Source organism: Bradyrhizobium liaoningense (genome assembly GCF_018130825.1).
Lineage (GTDB): Bacteria > Pseudomonadota > Alphaproteobacteria > Rhizobiales > Xanthobacteraceae > Bradyrhizobium > Bradyrhizobium liaoningense_B.
This window is the reverse complement of record NZ_JAFCJS010000004.1, coordinates 116,700-131,966: the sequence shown is the minus strand read 5'-3', so window position 1 is coordinate 131,966 and position 15,267 is coordinate 116,700. Positions and strand designations below refer to the sequence as shown.

Annotated in this window: 16 protein-coding genes; 4 read left to right on the top strand and 12 right to left on the bottom strand. The window is 64.3% G+C overall.

Going from position 1 to position 15,267, the window contains the following annotated elements; genetic code table 11:
- Positions 1–12: 12 nt before the first annotated feature.
- The 3 genes from JQ603_RS19220 to JQ603_RS19210 all read right to left on the bottom strand — a co-directional run bounded on the left by JQ603_RS19220 (position 13) and on the right by JQ603_RS19210 (position 806).
- The gene (locus tag JQ603_RS19220) at positions 13–156 is read right to left on the bottom strand and encodes a hypothetical protein (RefSeq protein ID WP_212341729.1); all 144 of its coding nucleotides are present in this window, start codon (positions 154–156) and stop codon (positions 13–15) included.
- Positions 157–179: 23 nt separating this feature from the next.
- Positions 180–584: a nuclear transport factor 2 family protein gene (locus JQ603_RS19215; RefSeq protein WP_212341728.1), complete on the bottom strand. Its 405-nt coding sequence runs from the start codon at positions 582–584 to the stop codon at positions 180–182.
- Between the two features lie 84 nt (positions 585–668).
- A complete protein-coding gene (locus JQ603_RS19210; protein WP_245003724.1) occupies positions 669–806 on the bottom strand; it encodes a hypothetical protein in 138 nt (45 codons plus the stop codon).
- A gap of 143 nt (positions 807–949) precedes the next feature.
- Between JQ603_RS19210 and tenA the strand changes: the two genes are divergently transcribed.
- Positions 950–1,624 (top strand): thiaminase II, encoded by a 675-nt coding sequence (gene tenA / locus JQ603_RS19205; protein WP_212341727.1) that lies wholly within the window; start codon positions 950–952, stop codon positions 1,622–1,624.
- Positions 1,625–1,649: 25 nt separating this feature from the next.
- Here tenA and JQ603_RS19200 read toward each other — a convergent pair whose 3' ends face one another.
- The gene (locus JQ603_RS19200) at positions 1,650–2,594 is read right to left on the bottom strand and encodes an AEC family transporter (RefSeq protein ID WP_212341725.1); all 945 of its coding nucleotides are present in this window, start codon (positions 2,592–2,594) and stop codon (positions 1,650–1,652) included.
- 500 nt (positions 2,595–3,094) lie between these two features.
- Between JQ603_RS19200 and JQ603_RS19195 the strand changes: the two genes are divergently transcribed.
- Together JQ603_RS19195 and JQ603_RS19190 are read left to right on the top strand one after the other, a co-directional pair.
- Positions 3,095–3,469 carry a hypothetical protein gene (locus tag JQ603_RS19195; protein ID WP_212341724.1) on the top strand — a complete coding sequence of 125 codons (375 nt, stop codon included), beginning with the start codon at positions 3,095–3,097 and terminating at the stop codon, positions 3,467–3,469.
- Positions 3,470–3,958: 489 nt separating this feature from the next.
- The gene (locus JQ603_RS19190) at positions 3,959–4,636 is read left to right on the top strand and encodes a ParA family protein (RefSeq protein WP_025032179.1); all 678 of its coding nucleotides are present in this window, start codon (positions 3,959–3,961) and stop codon (positions 4,634–4,636) included.
- Between the two features lie 122 nt (positions 4,637–4,758).
- Here the strand turns inward: JQ603_RS19190 and JQ603_RS19185 are convergent, their stop codons facing one another.
- The 5 genes from JQ603_RS19185 to trxB form a co-directional block, all read right to left on the bottom strand.
- Positions 4,759–4,956 carry a hypothetical protein gene (locus JQ603_RS19185; protein ID WP_212341723.1) on the bottom strand — a complete coding sequence of 66 codons (198 nt, stop codon included), beginning with the start codon at positions 4,954–4,956 and terminating at the stop codon, positions 4,759–4,761.
- A 98-nt stretch (positions 4,957–5,054) separates the two neighbouring features.
- On the bottom strand, positions 5,055–5,201 hold the full coding sequence (locus JQ603_RS19180) for a hypothetical protein (protein ID WP_212341722.1): 147 nt from the start codon (positions 5,199–5,201) through the stop codon (positions 5,055–5,057).
- 287 nt (positions 5,202–5,488) lie between these two features.
- Complete coding sequence (locus JQ603_RS19175; protein ID WP_212341721.1) at positions 5,489–6,397, bottom strand: 4-hydroxy-tetrahydrodipicolinate synthase family protein; 909 nt, start codon at positions 6,395–6,397, stop codon at positions 5,489–5,491.
- 448 nt (positions 6,398–6,845) lie between these two features.
- Positions 6,846–7,769, bottom strand: coding sequence for a LysR family transcriptional regulator (locus JQ603_RS19170; protein WP_025032176.1), 924 nt, complete (start codon positions 7,767–7,769; stop codon positions 6,846–6,848).
- Between the two features lie 5 nt (positions 7,770–7,774).
- On the bottom strand, positions 7,775–8,740 hold the full coding sequence (gene trxB / locus JQ603_RS19165) for a thioredoxin-disulfide reductase (protein WP_212341720.1): 966 nt from the start codon (positions 8,738–8,740) through the stop codon (positions 7,775–7,777).
- 267 nt (positions 8,741–9,007) lie between these two features.
- Between trxB and JQ603_RS19160 the strand changes: the two genes are divergently transcribed.
- Positions 9,008–9,487 (top strand): Lrp/AsnC family transcriptional regulator, encoded by a 480-nt coding sequence (locus JQ603_RS19160; protein WP_026312113.1) that lies wholly within the window; start codon positions 9,008–9,010, stop codon positions 9,485–9,487.
- 295 nt (positions 9,488–9,782) lie between these two features.
- Here JQ603_RS19160 and greA read toward each other — a convergent pair whose 3' ends face one another.
- From greA to JQ603_RS19145, 3 genes are all read right to left on the bottom strand, one after another.
- A complete protein-coding gene (greA, locus tag JQ603_RS19155) occupies positions 9,783–10,256 on the bottom strand; it encodes a transcription elongation factor GreA (RefSeq protein ID WP_018643807.1) in 474 nt (157 codons plus the stop codon).
- Between the two features lie 209 nt (positions 10,257–10,465).
- On the bottom strand, positions 10,466–13,930 hold the full coding sequence (carB, locus tag JQ603_RS19150; protein ID WP_212341719.1) for a carbamoyl-phosphate synthase large subunit: 3,465 nt from the start codon (positions 13,928–13,930) through the stop codon (positions 10,466–10,468).
- A gap of 141 nt (positions 13,931–14,071) precedes the next feature.
- Positions 14,072–15,241, bottom strand: coding sequence for an MFS transporter (locus JQ603_RS19145; RefSeq protein ID WP_212341717.1), 1,170 nt, complete (start codon positions 15,239–15,241; stop codon positions 14,072–14,074).
- Between the last annotated feature and the right edge of the window lie 26 nt (positions 15,242–15,267).

Sequence of the window (15,267 nt, the reverse complement as noted above, 5' to 3'; positions counted from 1 at the left end):
GCCAACCCTACCTCACCCTCGCACCATCACCGGCAACGTCACTGCCGCCAGCAGCGTCCCCTGCGCGACCGCGCCCGACACCGGCTTCACCAGCCGCTGGTCCGCGAAGATGTAGGTGTTCACGCCGGTCGGCATCGTCGCGAACAGCACGATCACGCCGGCCGCAATCTCACCACGCGTCAGGAGATCGCGGCCTTGATCTGCGCCGTATCCGCAAACTCGATCAGCTCGGCGATCTTGCCATCCTGGAATCTGAACAGGTCCAGGATCTCGGTGCTGAAAGTTTTTCCGCTTGGATTGTATCGAACGACAACGCGGGAATGGACTGCGACACGATCCCTGTCGACTAGCTCGGCCAGAATTTCGCGGCTTTCGAAGCCGAAGTCGGCAATGAATTGACCGAAAGCCGCACGCAGGGTCGGGTGTCCCTCCATGCTTCCTGTCAGTGCGAGGGCGCTTTTGTCGCCCGTCAAAGTGAACACGCCCTCGGGATGAAAAGCTGCCACCAAGCTCTCGACGTCGCCGTCGCGGCGCGCGGCGTAAGCGGTCCTGATCAATGCGAGCATCTCTTCGCGCTGTCCCATGTCACCCTCCCTGCAACACGTATCAGGGCAGGATAGCGACCTTTGCGTGCAAAGGCAAAATCGTCGGGACGATGGTGCGAGGGCTCAGCGCGCCACGATCGTTACCGCCACCGCCAGCGTCACCGCCGCCAGCAGCGTGCCCAGAGCCACCGCGCCCGAGACCGGGTTCACCAGCCGCTGATACTGGACCGCGAAGATGTAGGAATTACGGTGATAGTGCACCAAACCCCCGACGCGGTGAGTGCCCCCATCCGCAACGCTCAAAGCCAGTTTTGTGCGCTGTCACCGTAGCTCCTTGGTTCGCAATGCGATATCGGTAGCGATCCAAAGACGTTCATGGAAAAACAAGCCAGGCGGAAAAGATCGTGAGTTTTTTCGAGCGCCTCAAGACAGAAGCATCCGTTGAGTGGCGGGCCTACACCGAACATCCCTTCACGAACGGATTGGCGGACGGCTCGCTCCCCGAAGCGGCGTTTCGTCACTACCTCGTTCAGGACTATTTGTTCCTCATCGAGTTTGCCCGCGCCTACGCGCTCGCGGTCTACAAGTCGCCCAGGCTTGCCGACATGCGTGAAGCAGCGGCCGGCCTTTCGGCCATCCTCGATGTCGAGATGAACCTGCATGTGAAGCTCTGTGCCGGTTGGGGTCTGTCCCCGTCCGACCTTGAACAGGCCCCTCCGGCGGCCGAGATGCTGGCCTATACACGCTACGTGCTCGACGCAGGAATGCGCGGCGACCTGCTCGCACTCAAGGTGGCGCTTGCCCCCTGCGTGATCGGGTACGCGGAGATCGCAACGCGGCTCGCCTCGCGCCCACAAGCGGACGCTGCGACCAACGCCTACCGCGTCTGGATCGCCGAGTACGCCGGCGTGCCGTACCAGGAGGTCGCTGCCAAGGCGCGGGCGCACTTGGAGCATCTCGCTGATCTCTACGCCACGCCGGCCCGCGAGGCTGAGCTGATTGCGATCTTCAAGGAAGCCACCCGCCTCGAGGCAGACTTTTGGGAGATGGCCTGGCGCGCGGGCCAGGGTGTTGAATAGCGGTTTCGGCAATCGTCAGGCGCCGCTACCTCGCCCCCGCCACGATCATCACCACCACCGGCAACGTCACCGCCGCCAGCAGCGTGCCCAGCGCGACCGCGCCCGATACGGGGTTCACCAGCCGCTGATACTGCACCGCGAAGATGTAGGCGTTGGCGCCGGTCGGCATCGCCGCGAACAGCACGATCACGCCGGCAGCATTCGGCGGCAGGCCCAGCAGCTTCGCCAGCACGAACGCGGCCGCCGGCATCGCCAGCAGCTTGAGTGCGCACAGCACAAGGATGCTCAGCTTCTCGCCCTTCACCTCGAAGCGGAACAGGTTGATGCCGAGTGCGATCAACGCGGCCGGCGAGCCCGCCTGCGCCAGCAGCTCGATCGTCCGGTCGACGACGGGGTTGAGGCCGAGGCCCGTAAAACGCCAGACCACGCCGAAACCTATTCCCAGCATCAGCGGATTACGCGAGAGATCGGCGAGCACCGGCCAGATGATCGACAGCGGCGAGCCGGTCCGCTTTTGGCTGACGAGCTCCATCTGCAAAATGCCGCAGAGCCAGAGCAGCGGCGTGTTCACCGACAGGATCAGCGCCATGGGGCCTGCGCCCTCGTTGCCGAGCGCCGAGATCACGAGCGGAATGCCGAGCATCACGATGTTGCCGTAGACCGAGCCGATCGCGAACACGACGCCGTCCTCGCGGTCCTCGCGCCGCGCGCGCAAGAGCGCCGAGAGCATCAGCGCCGCGATCCAGGTCAGCGCGAGCGCGCCGTAATAGCTGCCCCACATCCGCCAGGGGCTGACGTCGGGGAATTCCGACACGACGATGGTGCGGAACAAGAGGGTAGGGATCGCGATGCTGAAGGCGAACTCGGAGATGCCCTTGTGCGCGGTCTCGGAGACGAAGCGAAACAGCACCGCGGCATAGCCCGCCGCGATCAGGGCGAACACCGGTGCGACGATCAGGATGGTGGCCATGCGCCCCTCGACCTCACGGGGATCGGCCGACCACCCCACGCAATTTTCGATGCTGGCATTATGCCCCTGTTTTGCCCGACGTGTCAAAACGGTTTCGTAAAATCCGCAAACGCATCAAGGCCCGGCTACTGTGCATGGGGTTGTTTTCGCAGTTTTTGTTTTGAGGATGCCGGGGCCAGCGGCGCGAACCGATCTCGTTAGTCCCGCCAAGGGGTTAGCTGTGAACCCCGGTCTCTCCCCACCCACAACTGTCATCCTCCGCGAAAGCGGGGGATCCAGTACGCTGCGGCCCCTCGGCTCAATCACAACCGCCTCTGGAATACTGGGTCACCCGGTCAAGCCGGGTGACGACAGCGGAGGTGGTGGCGGACCCTGTCAGCCGCGGCACCTTCGCCGCCCTGTTGCCGAGACCGCACAACTCCCGCCTTTCGCACTCCCCCACGTTGCCAACGAACCGCGGTTCACCCACACTCCGCCCCGGTCAGACATTGGGGGGATCGATGCCGGCGTTTCACTCTGGGAAATCCGTTCTTGCTGCAATGGCCGGGGTCGCCCTGGCCGTGCTGGTCCAGCCGGGTGCAGGCTTTGCCTACACACCGGAGCAGCAGCAGGCCTGCACGCCGGATGCGATGCGGCTGTGCGGCGAGTTCGTTCCGAACGTCGATGCCATTACCGCCTGCATGATCCAGAAGAAGGCGCAGCTGTCGCCGCAGTGCAGGGTGTTCTTCCGCCAGGGCCCCGAGCCCGGCGCGGCCCGCGCCGGCAGGCCGACCAACATCGCGCCCAAGGCTACGTCAAGGAGCGCATCGTCGGCGAAGAAGAGCACCAAGCCGGCGGCGAAGGCGAGCAAGAAAAAGAAGACCGACGAAGGCTGAGCGCGCCACCCGCGCGTTCCTTGTCTGAAACCACCTGATGCCCGGGCCAAGCGCAAAGCGCGTCAATGCCCGGGCATTTGCATGTCCGGCGCCGTCCTTCGGTCGCGGGAGGCGCGAAGCGGTTTCTTCGATCCTCGAACCAGATGATTGCGGCGTCAGCCCTGCGACAGCGCCGGACTCGTTTTGTTCGCGGTTGTCGCGCGCAGACCTGCGGCGATTACCGGCACATGCGATGGAAAAGGGCCACTAAACGGTTTGCGCGGCAAGGTTGCATTCGGTTTTGCCGCCGCGCTGCCTAGGAAACGCACATATGCTCGCTTCAAGCGCGATTCATTGCGGTTTGTGTCGCGTCGCGTGCAGCAGTGTGACTCAAAAGCCAACACGACCTGTTATTTCGTGGCGGCGACGCAACTCCCGGTAAATTTTTCTTTCACGAATCAGCGCGCTGATTCATTTTCGCGGCCTGGGGTCAATCTGGAGGCCAAGGGTATGAACGTTATTGTTTTTGCATCGCGTAAAGGCGGCTCGGGCAAGAGTACCCTGGCTGCACATCTCGCCGCGCAGATCAAGGCGAGCAAGCAGGTGATGCTCGTGGACGCGGATCCACAGGGCTCGCTGACGCTGTGGCACAAGCTGCGCGGCACCAACGAGCCGCCGATCAAGGCCGCCGTGAATTCGGTCAGCGGCATCGTCTCCGCTGCCAAGCGCGACGGTTATGAATGGGTGTTGATCGACACGCCGCCGAACCTCTCGGCCGTCGTCGACGACGCCATCAAGAATGCCACCATGGTGGTCATCCCCGCACGTCCCGGCGTGTTCGACGTCAACGCGGTGCAGGAAACCATCCAGATGTGCCGCGCGGCGCGCAAGCCCTACGCGGTCGTGCTCAACGGTGCGCCGGCCAAGCGCGACGAGGCCGAAAGCCCGATCGTCACCATCGCCCGCGAGGCGCTGGCGAAATTCCGCGCTCCGGTGTGGGGCGGTCAGATCACCAATCGTTCGGATTTGTTGATGGCGCTCAGCCACGGCGAAGGCGCGCGCGAGTATCAGGCCGAGAGCCGCGCGGCTCAGGAAATTGCAAGGCTGTGGGCGGCGATCGAGCGTTCGGTCAAGGCCATTCGCGGCACGGCGTCGGCATCCGGCGCAATGCACAAGCAGGCGGCATAATTTTCATAAATCATTCCCCGGACGGAAAACGCGCGGGACGGTCCGCGCGTTTTGCGTTTCCGGGCTTCACTGTCATTCCGGGATGGCGCGCAAGCGCCAGACCCGGAATCTCGAGATGAAGATCAAGCCACCATCAGCATGTAGAACACGATGACCGGCGACAGGGTCAGGATCACCGACCAGATGCCGACGGCCCAGAGGATGTCTTCGGTGGTGAAGCTCTCCTCGGTGGACAGGCTCTCCTGTCCGGCGCCGAAATGCGACGCCATTTCATTATGACTATTCACAAACGCCCCCGCGATTTCTTCGCTTATGGGCATCACTGCTACGCGGGATGTTTTAAGATTCCGGCTTGCGAGCCCGCTCGTATTTTGAGCGCATTTGTGACGGCCGTTTAACCATCCCGCGCGTCGCCGTCTCAGGCGAGCCAGACCCGAAACACCAGCACCGGCATCAGGCCGAGCACCACCGCCCAGAACCCGAACGACGAGACGACGAGAATTCCCTGCATGAGATCGGCGGGCGCGAATTGCTGCGCGGCCGTAGGCCGGGTGCGATGCCCCATGGTCATTCCCCCTTCGGTAGATTTTGGCGAGAACGATAGGCGCGGTCTCGTAAACGAGACGTGGATGCCCCATGCGGCAGCTGCGAAGCGTGTTCGTTGGCTGTTAACCACGCGGGCTTCTGACCCTCCCCTGGAGGGGGAGGGTCGCTCCACATGAAGCGAAGCGGAATGTGGAGCGGGGTGGGGTGACGGTCTCTCCGCCTGGGACACTGCTCGTGTTGAGAGATCACCCCACCCCGCTCGCGCTGCGCGCGATCGACCCTCCCCCTCCAGGGAGGGTAAGCGAGCTACGCCGCGACTTTCATCCGTCGCTCGATCTCGCGATCGATCGTCGCGGCGAGCTCGCTGCTCACTTCCACCATCGGCAGGCGCACTTCGGGGCTGTCGATCAGGCCGCTGCGCCACAGCCAATACTTGGCCGGCGCAGGACTCGGCTCGGTGAACAGCAGCCGCGTCAGCTCGGCGACCTCATTCCAGCGTGCCTGCGCTGCGTCGTGGTTGCCGCGCTTCGCCTCCGTGTACACGGCGGCGAATGTCGCGGTCTCGACATGCGCGGACAGCACGATGCCGCCATCGGCGCCGTCGGTGAGCGCCTCGAGATAATTCGCATCCTCGCCGGTGAGCACGCGGAAATTCTTCGGGCGGTCGCGCAGCAGTGCGATCGATTGCTCGCGGCTGGCGCCGCAATCCTTGAGACCGACGATGTTGGGATGCTCGGCAAGGCGCAGCATGGTCTGGTTGGTGATGTTGACCGCGCAGCGATAGGGAATGTTGTAGAGCGCGATCGGCCACGCCGCGTGGTCGGCGAGCGTCTCGAAATGCGCCAGCAGCCCGCGCTGCGACGGCCGCACGTAATACGGGCTCGCGATCAGATAGCCCTCGATCGGCCAGTCCGCTGTTTCATCGAGGCGGTCCTGCAGCCGCGCGGTGTCGGCGCCCGACAGCCCGAGGCAGATCGGCAAGGTGCGGCGGCCGGATGCCATCTCATCACGGACAATCGCGACGAGGCGCTCGAGCTCGCCCTCGCGTAGCGTCATGCCTTCGCCGGAGGTCGCCCCCAGGATGAAGCCGTCGACGGCCTGTCCGGCGTAATGCCGGGTCAGCCGCCGCAGCGAGGTCTCGTCGAGCTTGCCGCTTTGGAACGGCGTCACCAGCGGCAGCCAGAGCCCGTGCAAATGTTCGCGTAGTCCAGTCATGTTCCATCTCCTTCTCGGGAAAAAACCTGAGACGGAGGGCACATGAAAAAACCCCGTCCAGGTGGGCGGGGTTTTCGGGATTTAGCTCGCGATGACGAAGTCAGCCTAGCGCGCGCAACATTCCGAGGTCCCCGGATGGGGGCCTTTTTTCGAAACGAGTGCGCACGACTTCGTGATCATTGGCAAATGATGCGGGGGACGCCGAAAACTGTCAATACACGCGGAGGGCGAAAGCCGTTTTCGGCAGAAAAAAAGCCGGACCCGAGGGCCCGGCTTAGGTATTGGCCACGTGAGGCCGACACAATCACCTTCCAAGAGGGATTACTGAACTCCCGCGCCACTGGAGGAGGGGGACAAATGCGCAACGCGAAGGCTCAGCGTGCAAACAGTATGGGCTTGACGAGCGCCCTGCAGCAACAGCCGAGGCCGCATGTCAGACATGCGGAAATCAGGACGGCCAGCGCTGCGCCTTGCTCACCACGAAGTCGCGGAACACCTGCACGCGCGCAACCGTCTTCAACTCCTCAGGATAGACGAAATAGGTGTCGAGCTGGATCGAATCCGATTCGCCAAACAGTTGCACAAGCTTGCTCTGCTCCTCGACCAGATAGTCGGGCAGCGCCGCGATGCCGAGACCCTGCGCGCAGGCGCGCACGAGGCCGAGGATGTTGTTGACCTTGAAATAGGCCTCGCGCGGACCGGAGCCGTTGCGCCCGGCCTCGATCAGCCAGTTGCGGTTCTGCAGGTGCGGCGCGAAGTTGCCGTCGGAGAGCGTGATGATGCGGTGGGAGTCGAGTTCCTCCAGCGTGCGCGGCGTGCCGAAGCGCTTGATGTATTCCGGCGAGCAATAGGCGTGGAAGCCCATCGCGAACAGCTTGCGCTGGATCAGATCCGGCTGCGTCGGCTTGCGGGTGCGGATCGCGACATCAGCCTCGCGCATCGACAGGTCGAGCTCCTCGTCGGTGACGATCAGCGAGATCCGGATCTCCGGATAGAGCGCGGTGAATTCGCCGAGCCGCGGGATCAGCCAGTTGATGCCGACGCCGGGCGTGGTGGTGATCTTGAGATCGCCGCTCGGCCGCTCGCGGCTGTCGGTGAGCTTGGCGCGCGCCGCCTGCAGCTGCATGAACACGTCATGCGCGGTGCGGAACAACAGGTCGCCCTGCTCGGTGAGGATCAGGCCGCGGGCGTGGCGGTGGAACAGCGAGACCGAAAGCTCCTGCTCCAGCGCCGAGACCTGGCGGGAAACCGCCGATTGCGACAGGCCGAGCTGCTCGCCCGCGTGCGTGAAGCTGCCCGCTTCCGCTGCCGCGTGAAACACCTTCAGCTTGTCCCAGTCCATATCCGTAAATCCGTCGCGTGTTCGAGGCATGATCGTTATTCCGCTGCTGCGCGCTCGCTGGCGCGCAGGGCCAAGAAACGTTCGGCCTCGAGCGCTGCCATGCAGCCGAGGCCTGCGGCCGTCACGGCCTGGCGATAGGTTTCGTCGGCGACGTCGCCGGCGGCGAACAGGCCGGGCACCGACGTGGCGGTCGAGTTCGGGGCGACCTCGACATAGCCCGAGGGTTTGAGCTTGACCTGGTCCTTGACCAGCTCGGTCGCCGGAGCATGGCCGATGGCGATGAAGATGCCGTCGGTCTTCACGTCCGTCAGCGCGCCGGTCCTGACGTTCTTCAGGCGGACATGGGTGACCTTGTTCGGGTTCTCGGTGCCGCAGATCTCGTCGACGGCGGAGTCCCAGATCACTTTGATCTTCGGGTGCTTGAACAGGCGTTCCTGCAGGATGCGCTCGGCGCGGAAGTGATCGCGACGATGCACGATGGTGACCTGCGAGGCATGGTTGGTGAGGTACAGGGCCTCCTCGACCGCGGTATTGCCGCCGCCGACCACCACGACCTCCTTGTTGCGGTAGAAGAAGCCGTCGCAGGTGGCGCAGGCCGATACGCCGCCGCCCTGGAATTTTACTTCCGACGGCAGACCGAGCCAGCGCGCCTGCGCGCCGGTGGCGAGGATGACGGCGTCGGCGAGATAGACGTCGCCGCTGTCGCAGGTGAGGCGGAACGGCCGGTGCGCCGTCTCCAGCTTGACGACCAGGTCGGTGACGATCCTGGTGCCGACATGGATCGCCTGCTTCTCCATCTGCTCCATCAGCCAGGGGCCCTGGATCACGTCGGCGAAGCCCGGATAGTTCTCGACGTCGGTGGTGATGGTGAGCTGGCCGCCCGGCTGGATGCCCTGGATCAGGATCGGCTCGAGCATCGCGCGCGCGGCGTAGATCGCGGCGGTATAGCCGGCGGGGCCGGAGCCAATAATGACGACCTTTGCATGAACAGGAGCGGACATTTCGATGGACGCCTTTCACGGGGGATTTGCAGCGCGGGCGCGGAAGAAGCCAGGAGGCCTCGCGGAGGCGCTGAAATATCAGAGCTAATCTAAGCCTTCTGGTGAGCTATGCAAGAATTGCATTCCCTATCGGCGGATTTTTCCAACAGGGAACAAAAGTCGATTGCGCTGCACGCGCAATAAAATTGCGCTAACCGTGCGGACTGGGCTATGAGGATTGCGACAGACCCACCCAATACCGCCGCAAAGGCCAGGAGTTCCAATCACGTGTCGCGGAGCCTAGACGAGATCGACCTGAAAATTCTCACCGAGATTCAGGCCGACGGGCGAATCACCAATGTCGAGCTGGCCAAGCGCGTCGGCATCTCGCCGCCGCCCTGCCTGCGCCGGGTCCGGGCGCTGGAGGAAGAGGGCTATATCCACGGCTATCGCGGCCTGCTGGACGCGCGAAAGCTCGGTTTCGACGTCACGGTGTTCGCCGCCGTGCATCTGTCCAGCCAGGCCGAGGCGGATCTGCGCGCCTTCGAGGAGTTCGTCCGCGCCGAGCCCCTGGTGCGGGAATGCTGGATGCTGTCGGGCGAGGTCGATTTCATCCTGAAATGCGTCGCGCCCGACATGGCGACCTTCCAGGATTTCGTGACGCACCTGACCGCCGCGCCGCACGTGCGCAACGTGCGTACGTCGCTGGTGCTGCATAATTCGAAATACGAGGCGGCTGTGCCTCTCGAGGTGAAGGGACGACGATAAGTTTCCGGTCTCGTGCCCCGGACGCAGCGCAGCGCCCCCGGCGATGCGAAGCATCGTCCGGTGCGGTGCGCTGCAGAGCCGGGGCCCATCTCGCCGCGCTTTCCCGTGTCGCTTTCTGGGTCCCGGCTCTGCGCAGCAACGCGAAGGGCGTTGCAGCGCGTCCGGGACACGAGAGCTGCGCTCGCAATGACGAGCAGCGACAATGTGCTTCGCGTCACGCGCAAGCAACCCGCAGAAACAAAAAGGCCGCGCATCGCGCGGCCTTTTTAAATCGTCTCAGTGCAGCGGCAAAGACTTACCGCCACTCCACCTTGGTGATCTCATACGCCTTGGCGCCGCCGGGGGCGTTGACCTCGACGGTCGAGCCCTTCTTCTTGCCGATCAGCGCGCGCGCGAGCGGCGAGGTGATGGAGATGCGGCCCTTCTTGGCGTCGGCCTCGACCTCGCCGACGATCTGCCACACCGTCTTCTTCTCGGTGTCCTCGTCGACCAGCGTCACGGTGGCGCCGAACTTGATGGTGTCGCCGGACAGTTTCGAGATGTCGATGATGTCGGCGCGCGCGAGCTTGTCCTCGAGCTCGGCGATGCGGCCCTCATTGTGGGACTGCTCTTCCTTCGCGGCATGATATTCCGCGTTTTCCGACAGGTCTCCGTGCGAGCGCGCCTCGGCGATATGCTCGATGATCCGCGGACGGTCCTCCGACTGGCGCTTCTTCAATTCTTCCCCGAGCGCGACAAAGCCGGCCTGGGTCATCGGAACCTTTTCCATCTCTTCTCTCGTCCTTCGGCCGGCGCGCCCCACCAGACAGAGGGGCGCGGCAACCTTGATTCGTCGATATCTCCGGGGCTGAACACGCCGCCACCGGAACGTTATGTGGGTCTGGCGCCGGAACAGAACAACCACATGGCCGGACAGTTCCTCCGGCCATTGTAGCTTCATTGCCAATCACTTAGCGGCGGGTTCACCGCCGCTTGCGATCAGGTTTCCGAAAAGTAGCTCTGCAGGGTACGAACCTCAAGGTCCCCGCCCAGATAGGCGCGGATGCCCTGCGCGGCCGCCACGGCCCCGGAAAGAGTGGTGTAATACGGCACTTTATGCAAGAGGGCCGCGCGCCGCAGCGAACGGCTGTCGGCGAGCGCCTGCGGGCCTTCCGTGGTGTTGAGGACGAGCTGGACGTCGCCGTTGGTGATGGCGTCGACGATATGCGGTCGGCCCTCCAGCACCTTGTTCACCTTCTCGGCCGGGATGCCCTGGTCGGTCAGGAAGCGCGCCGTGCCCGAGGTCGCCAGCACCTTGAAGCCAAGCGAATGCAGCTGGCGTACGGCCTCGGCGATACGGACCTTGTCGCTTTCGCGCACCGAGACGAACACGGTGCCCTTGCGCGGCACCCGCGTGCCGCCGCCGAGCTGGCTCTTGGCAAAAGCAACTGCAAACGAGCGGTCGATGCCCATGACCTCGCCGGTCGAGCGCATCTCGGGGCCGAGCACCGTGTCGACGCCCGGGAAGCGCGCGAACGGAAACACCGATTCCTTGACGCCGACATGCTTGAGATCGGCCTTCTTCAAGTTGAAGTCGGCAAGCTTCTCGCCGGCCATGATTCGCGCGGCGATCTTGGCGACCGGCGTGCCGATCACCTTGGCGACGAACGGCACCGTGCGCGAGGCGCGCGGATTGACTTCCAGCACGTAGATCTCGCCGTCCTTGATGGCGTATTGCACGTTCATCAGGCCGACGACGTCGAGGCCGAGCGCCAACTCGCGCGTCTGCCGCTCCAGCTCCGCGATCATCTTGGTGTCGAGCGAGTGCGGCGGCAGCGAGCAAGCGCTATCGCCGGAATGGATGCCGGCTTCCTCGATGTGCTCCATGATGCCGACGATGAAGGTGTCCTTGCCGTCGCAGAGGCAGTCGACGTCGATCTCGGTCGCATCCGACAGGTAGCGGTCGAACAGCAGCGGGTTCTTGCCGAGCACGGTGTTGATCTGCCCGGTCTTGTCGTTCGGGTAGCGCGCCTTGACGTCGGCGGGCACCAGCTCCGGCAGCGTGCCGAGCAGATAGTCGTTGAGCTGGTTCTCCTCGCGGATGATCTGCATCGCGCGGCCGCCGAGCACGTAGGACGGACGCACCACCAGCGGCAGGCCGAGATCGGCGGAGACGAGCCGCGCCTGCTCGACCGAATAGGCGATGCCGTTCTTCGGCTGCTTGAGGCGAAGCTTGTCGAGCACGCGCTTGAAGCGGTCGCGGTCTTCCGCGAGGTCGATCGCATCGGGCGAGGTGCCCAGGATCGGCACTTCGGCGGCTTCCAACGCACGCGCCAGCTTCAGCGGGGTCTGGCCGCCGAACTGCACGATCACGCCGTGCAGGGTGCCGTTCGAGCGCTCCTTCGCGATGATCTCCAGCACGTCTTCGGCGGTGAGCGGCTCGAAATAGAGCCGGTCGGCGGTGTCGTAGTCGGTCGACACCGTCTCCGGGTTGCAGTTGACCATGATCGATTCGTAGCCGGCATCATGCAGCGCGAAGCAGGCGTGACAGCAGCAATAGTCGAACTCGATGCCCTGGCCGATGCGGTTCGGGCCGCCGCCGAGGATGATGACCTTCTTCTTGTCCGACGGCGTGCTCTCGTCGGCGGTGCTGCCTGCAAACGGCGACTCGTAGGTCGAGTACATGTAGGCGGTGGGTGAAGCGAATTCAGCCGCGCAAGTGTCGATGCGCTTGTAGACCGGACGGACACCGAGCGCGTGGCGCTTCGCGGTGACCTCGGCCTCCGTCGTCTGTGCGAGCACCGCAAGTCGCGCGTCCGAGAAACCCATGGTCTTGAGCGTGCGCATGCCGAAAGCATTGCCGGGCAGGCCGTGCTTCCTGACCTTCTCCTCCATGTCGACGATGCCGCGCATCTCGCCGAGGAACCACGGATCGATCTTGCAGGAATTGAAGATGTCTTCGTTCGACCAGCCGAGCCGCATCGCCTGCGCGACCTGAAGGATGCGGTTCGGCGTCGGCGTGCCGAGCGCGGCGCGGATCGCGTTCTTGTCGTCGTCGCGGCCGAGACCTTCGATCTCGATCTCGTCGAGACCGGTGAGGCCGGTCTCGAGTCCGCGCAGCGCCTTCTGAAGGCTCTCCTGGAAGGTGCGGCCGATCGCCATGACTTCGCCGACCGACTTCATCGAGGTCGTCAGCGTCGAGGAGGCGCCGGGGAATTTCTCAAAGGCGAAACGGGGGATCTTGGTCACCACGTAATCGATCGTCGGCTCGAACGAGGCCGGCGTCGCGCCGCCGGTGATGTCGTTGGCGATCTCGTCGAGCGTGTAACCGATCGCGAGTTTTGCCGCGACCTTGGCGATCGGGAAGCCGGTGGCCTTCGAGGCCAGCGCGGACGAACGCGACACGCGCGGGTTCATCTCGATGACGACCATGCGGCCGTCTTCCGGATTGACGCCGAATTGCACGTTGGAGCCGCCGGTCTCGACGCCGATCTCGCGCAGCACCGCCAGCGAGGCGTCGCGCATGATCTGGTATTCCTTGTCCGTCAGCGTCAGCGCCGGCGCGACCGTGATGGAGTCGCCGGTGTGCACGCCCATCGGATCGAAATTCTCGATCGAGCAGACGATGATGCAATTATCCTTCTTGTCGCGCACCACCTCCATCTCGAACTCTTTCCAGCCGAGGACGGATTCCTCGATCAGGACTTCGTTGGTCGGGGACGCGTCGAGGCCGCGCTCGATGATGTCGAGAAACTCTTCCTTGTTGTAGGCGATGCCGCCGCCGGTGCCGCCCATGGTGAAGGAGGGACGGATGATCGCGGGCAGGCCGATCTCGGACAGCGCCATCATGGCCTGGCCGAAAGCGTATTCCTGATAGCGCTTGCGGCGGTCGCTCTCGCCGAGGGTCCATTGCCGGTCGAGCTCTTCGAGCGCGGCGCCCGACAGCTTCTCGCGTTCGGCGTGGTATTTGTCGCGGAATGACTTCTTCAGCTCGGACGCATTGGCGAGCCGCGACTTCGGCGTCTCGAGCCCGATCTTGGTCATGGCTTCGCGGAAGAGCTGGCGATCCTCGGCCTTGTCGATCGCATCGGCAGTCGCGCCGATCATCTCGACGTCGAATTTTTCGAGCGTGCCTTGCCGGCGCAGCGACAGCGCGCAGTTCAGCGCGGTCTGGCCGCCCATGGTCGGCAGCAGCGCGAAGCCGCCGGGAATGACGTGACGTTCCTTCTCGATGATCTTGGCGACGATCTCCGGCGTGATCGGCTCGATATAGGTCGCATCGGCCAATTCCGGGTCGGTCATGATCGTGGCCGGGTTGGAATTGACGAGGACGATGCGGTAGCCCTCCTCCTTCAGCGTCTTCACCGCTTGCGTGCCCGAATAGTCGAACTCGCAGGCCTGGCCGATCACGATGGGGCCGGCGCCGATGATCAGGATGGTCGAGATGTCGGTTCGTTTAGGCATCACCGCTCGCGGGCTGGAATTTGGGCACAAAAAAAGGGCGCGCTTGCCGCGCGTCCCTTGAGCGAGAGCGCGGGGGTCTCCCTCGCGCGCGGGTGGGTCTTAGACCAGTTTTCGGGGCGGCGAAACCCCGAAAAACACCCATCAACCGGCAATTTTGACGGGTTTTGGCCGGGCCTGCCAGCCACGGGCGAGGTGCACCAGCAGCGAGGCCGCAACGCTCGATCCGCCGATCCAGCCGAGGTCCGTCGGCGACAGGGCGGCGAGCACCGCGCCGCCGAGGGCCCCGCCAATGGCGAAGCCGAGATACATCGAGGAGGCGTTGAGCGAGAGCGCGATCATCGAGGCCTGCGGCTCGATCCGGATGATGCTGGCGATCTGGGCCGGATAAAACGCCCACCCCGAGATGCCCCAGAGGAAGATCGTGGCCAGCACGGCATAATGCGCCTGTCCGGGCATCAATTTGAGCACCAGCGAATGCAGGATCAGGGCGCTCGCCATGCCGGCGAGCCCGAGCGCGGCGGTGGTCGGCGTGCCGAGCCGGTCGGCCAGGGCGCCGCCGAGCATGTTCCCGATCGCGGCCGCGCCGCCAAACACCAGCAGCGCCAGGCTGATCTGCGAGGCATCGAAGCCGAGGCCGCGCAAGGGAATCGCGAAATAGGTGAACACGGTGAAGCCGCCGAGCGCCCAGAGAATGGTGATCAGCAGCGCGATCAGGACGTTGCTGTGACGCGCCACCGCCAGCCGGTCGCTGAGCGAAGCGGTGTTGCGCGGCAGGCCGCGGGGCAGGCCGAGCAGCAGCCCGGCAAGCGCGACAGCGCCGATCAGCGCGACCATGGCGAAGGTCGCGCGCCAGCCAAAAAGACTGCCGACGAGATTGCCGAGGGGAACGCCGATGACGGTCGCAACGGTGAGTCCGGAGGTGACCAGCGCCACTGCACGGCCGCGCCTTTCAGGCGAGGCGACGGCGACCGACACCGCGAGCGCGGTCGGCATGCACAGGCCGGAGCCCAGCGCCATCAGCATCCGCGAGGCCAGCAGCAGGGCGTAGTTGGAGGCCACCATAGCCGCGATATTTCCGGCGATGAAGGTCGCCAGCGCCAGAGCCAGCACGGTGCGGCGATCGACATTGTTCAGCGCCACCGCCAGGACCGGCGAGCCTACGGCATAGGTGAGGGCGTAGGCGGTGACCAATTGCCCGGCGGCCGAGACCGAAATCGACAGGTCGCCCGCAATCGCAGGCAAAAGCCCAGCAATCACAAACCCTTCGGTGCCGATCGCAAAGGCCCCCAGGGCCAGCCAGAAGACGCTCATTGCAAACAATCCTATGTTCAATGTTT

Excerpts from the sequence above, each read along its gene's own strand:
- JQ603_RS19215 (WP_212341728.1), bottom strand. The coding sequence starts at position 584 with ATGGGACAGCGCGAAGAGATGCTCGCATTGATCAGGACCGCTTACGCC.
- JQ603_RS19200 (WP_212341725.1), bottom strand. The coding sequence starts at position 2,594 with ATGGCCACCATCCTGATCGTCGCACCGGTGTTCGCCCTGATCGCGGCG.
- JQ603_RS19195 (WP_212341724.1), top strand. The coding sequence starts at position 3,095 with ATGCCGGCGTTTCACTCTGGGAAATCCGTTCTTGCTGCAATGGCCGGG.
- JQ603_RS19190 (WP_025032179.1), top strand. The coding sequence starts at position 3,959 with ATGAACGTTATTGTTTTTGCATCGCGTAAAGGCGGCTCGGGCAAGAGT.
- JQ603_RS19185 (WP_212341723.1), bottom strand. The coding sequence starts at position 4,956 with ATGCCCATAAGCGAAGAAATCGCGGGGGCGTTTGTGAATAGTCATAAT.
- JQ603_RS19180 (WP_212341722.1), bottom strand. The coding sequence starts at position 5,201 with ATGGGGCATCGCACCCGGCCTACGGCCGCGCAGCAATTCGCGCCCGCC.
- JQ603_RS19175 (WP_212341721.1), bottom strand. The coding sequence starts at position 6,397 with ATGACTGGACTACGCGAACATTTGCACGGGCTCTGGCTGCCGCTGGTG.
- JQ603_RS19170 (WP_025032176.1), bottom strand. The coding sequence starts at position 7,769 with ATGCCTCGAACACGCGACGGATTTACGGATATGGACTGGGACAAGCTG.
- trxB (WP_212341720.1), bottom strand. The coding sequence starts at position 8,740 with ATGTCCGCTCCTGTTCATGCAAAGGTCGTCATTATTGGCTCCGGCCCC.
- greA (WP_018643807.1), bottom strand. The coding sequence starts at position 10,256 with ATGGAAAAGGTTCCGATGACCCAGGCCGGCTTTGTCGCGCTCGGGGAA.
- carB (WP_212341719.1), bottom strand. The coding sequence starts at position 13,930 with ATGCCTAAACGAACCGACATCTCGACCATCCTGATCATCGGCGCCGGC.
- JQ603_RS19145 (WP_212341717.1), bottom strand. The coding sequence starts at position 15,241 with ATGAGCGTCTTCTGGCTGGCCCTGGGGGCCTTTGCGATCGGCACCGAA.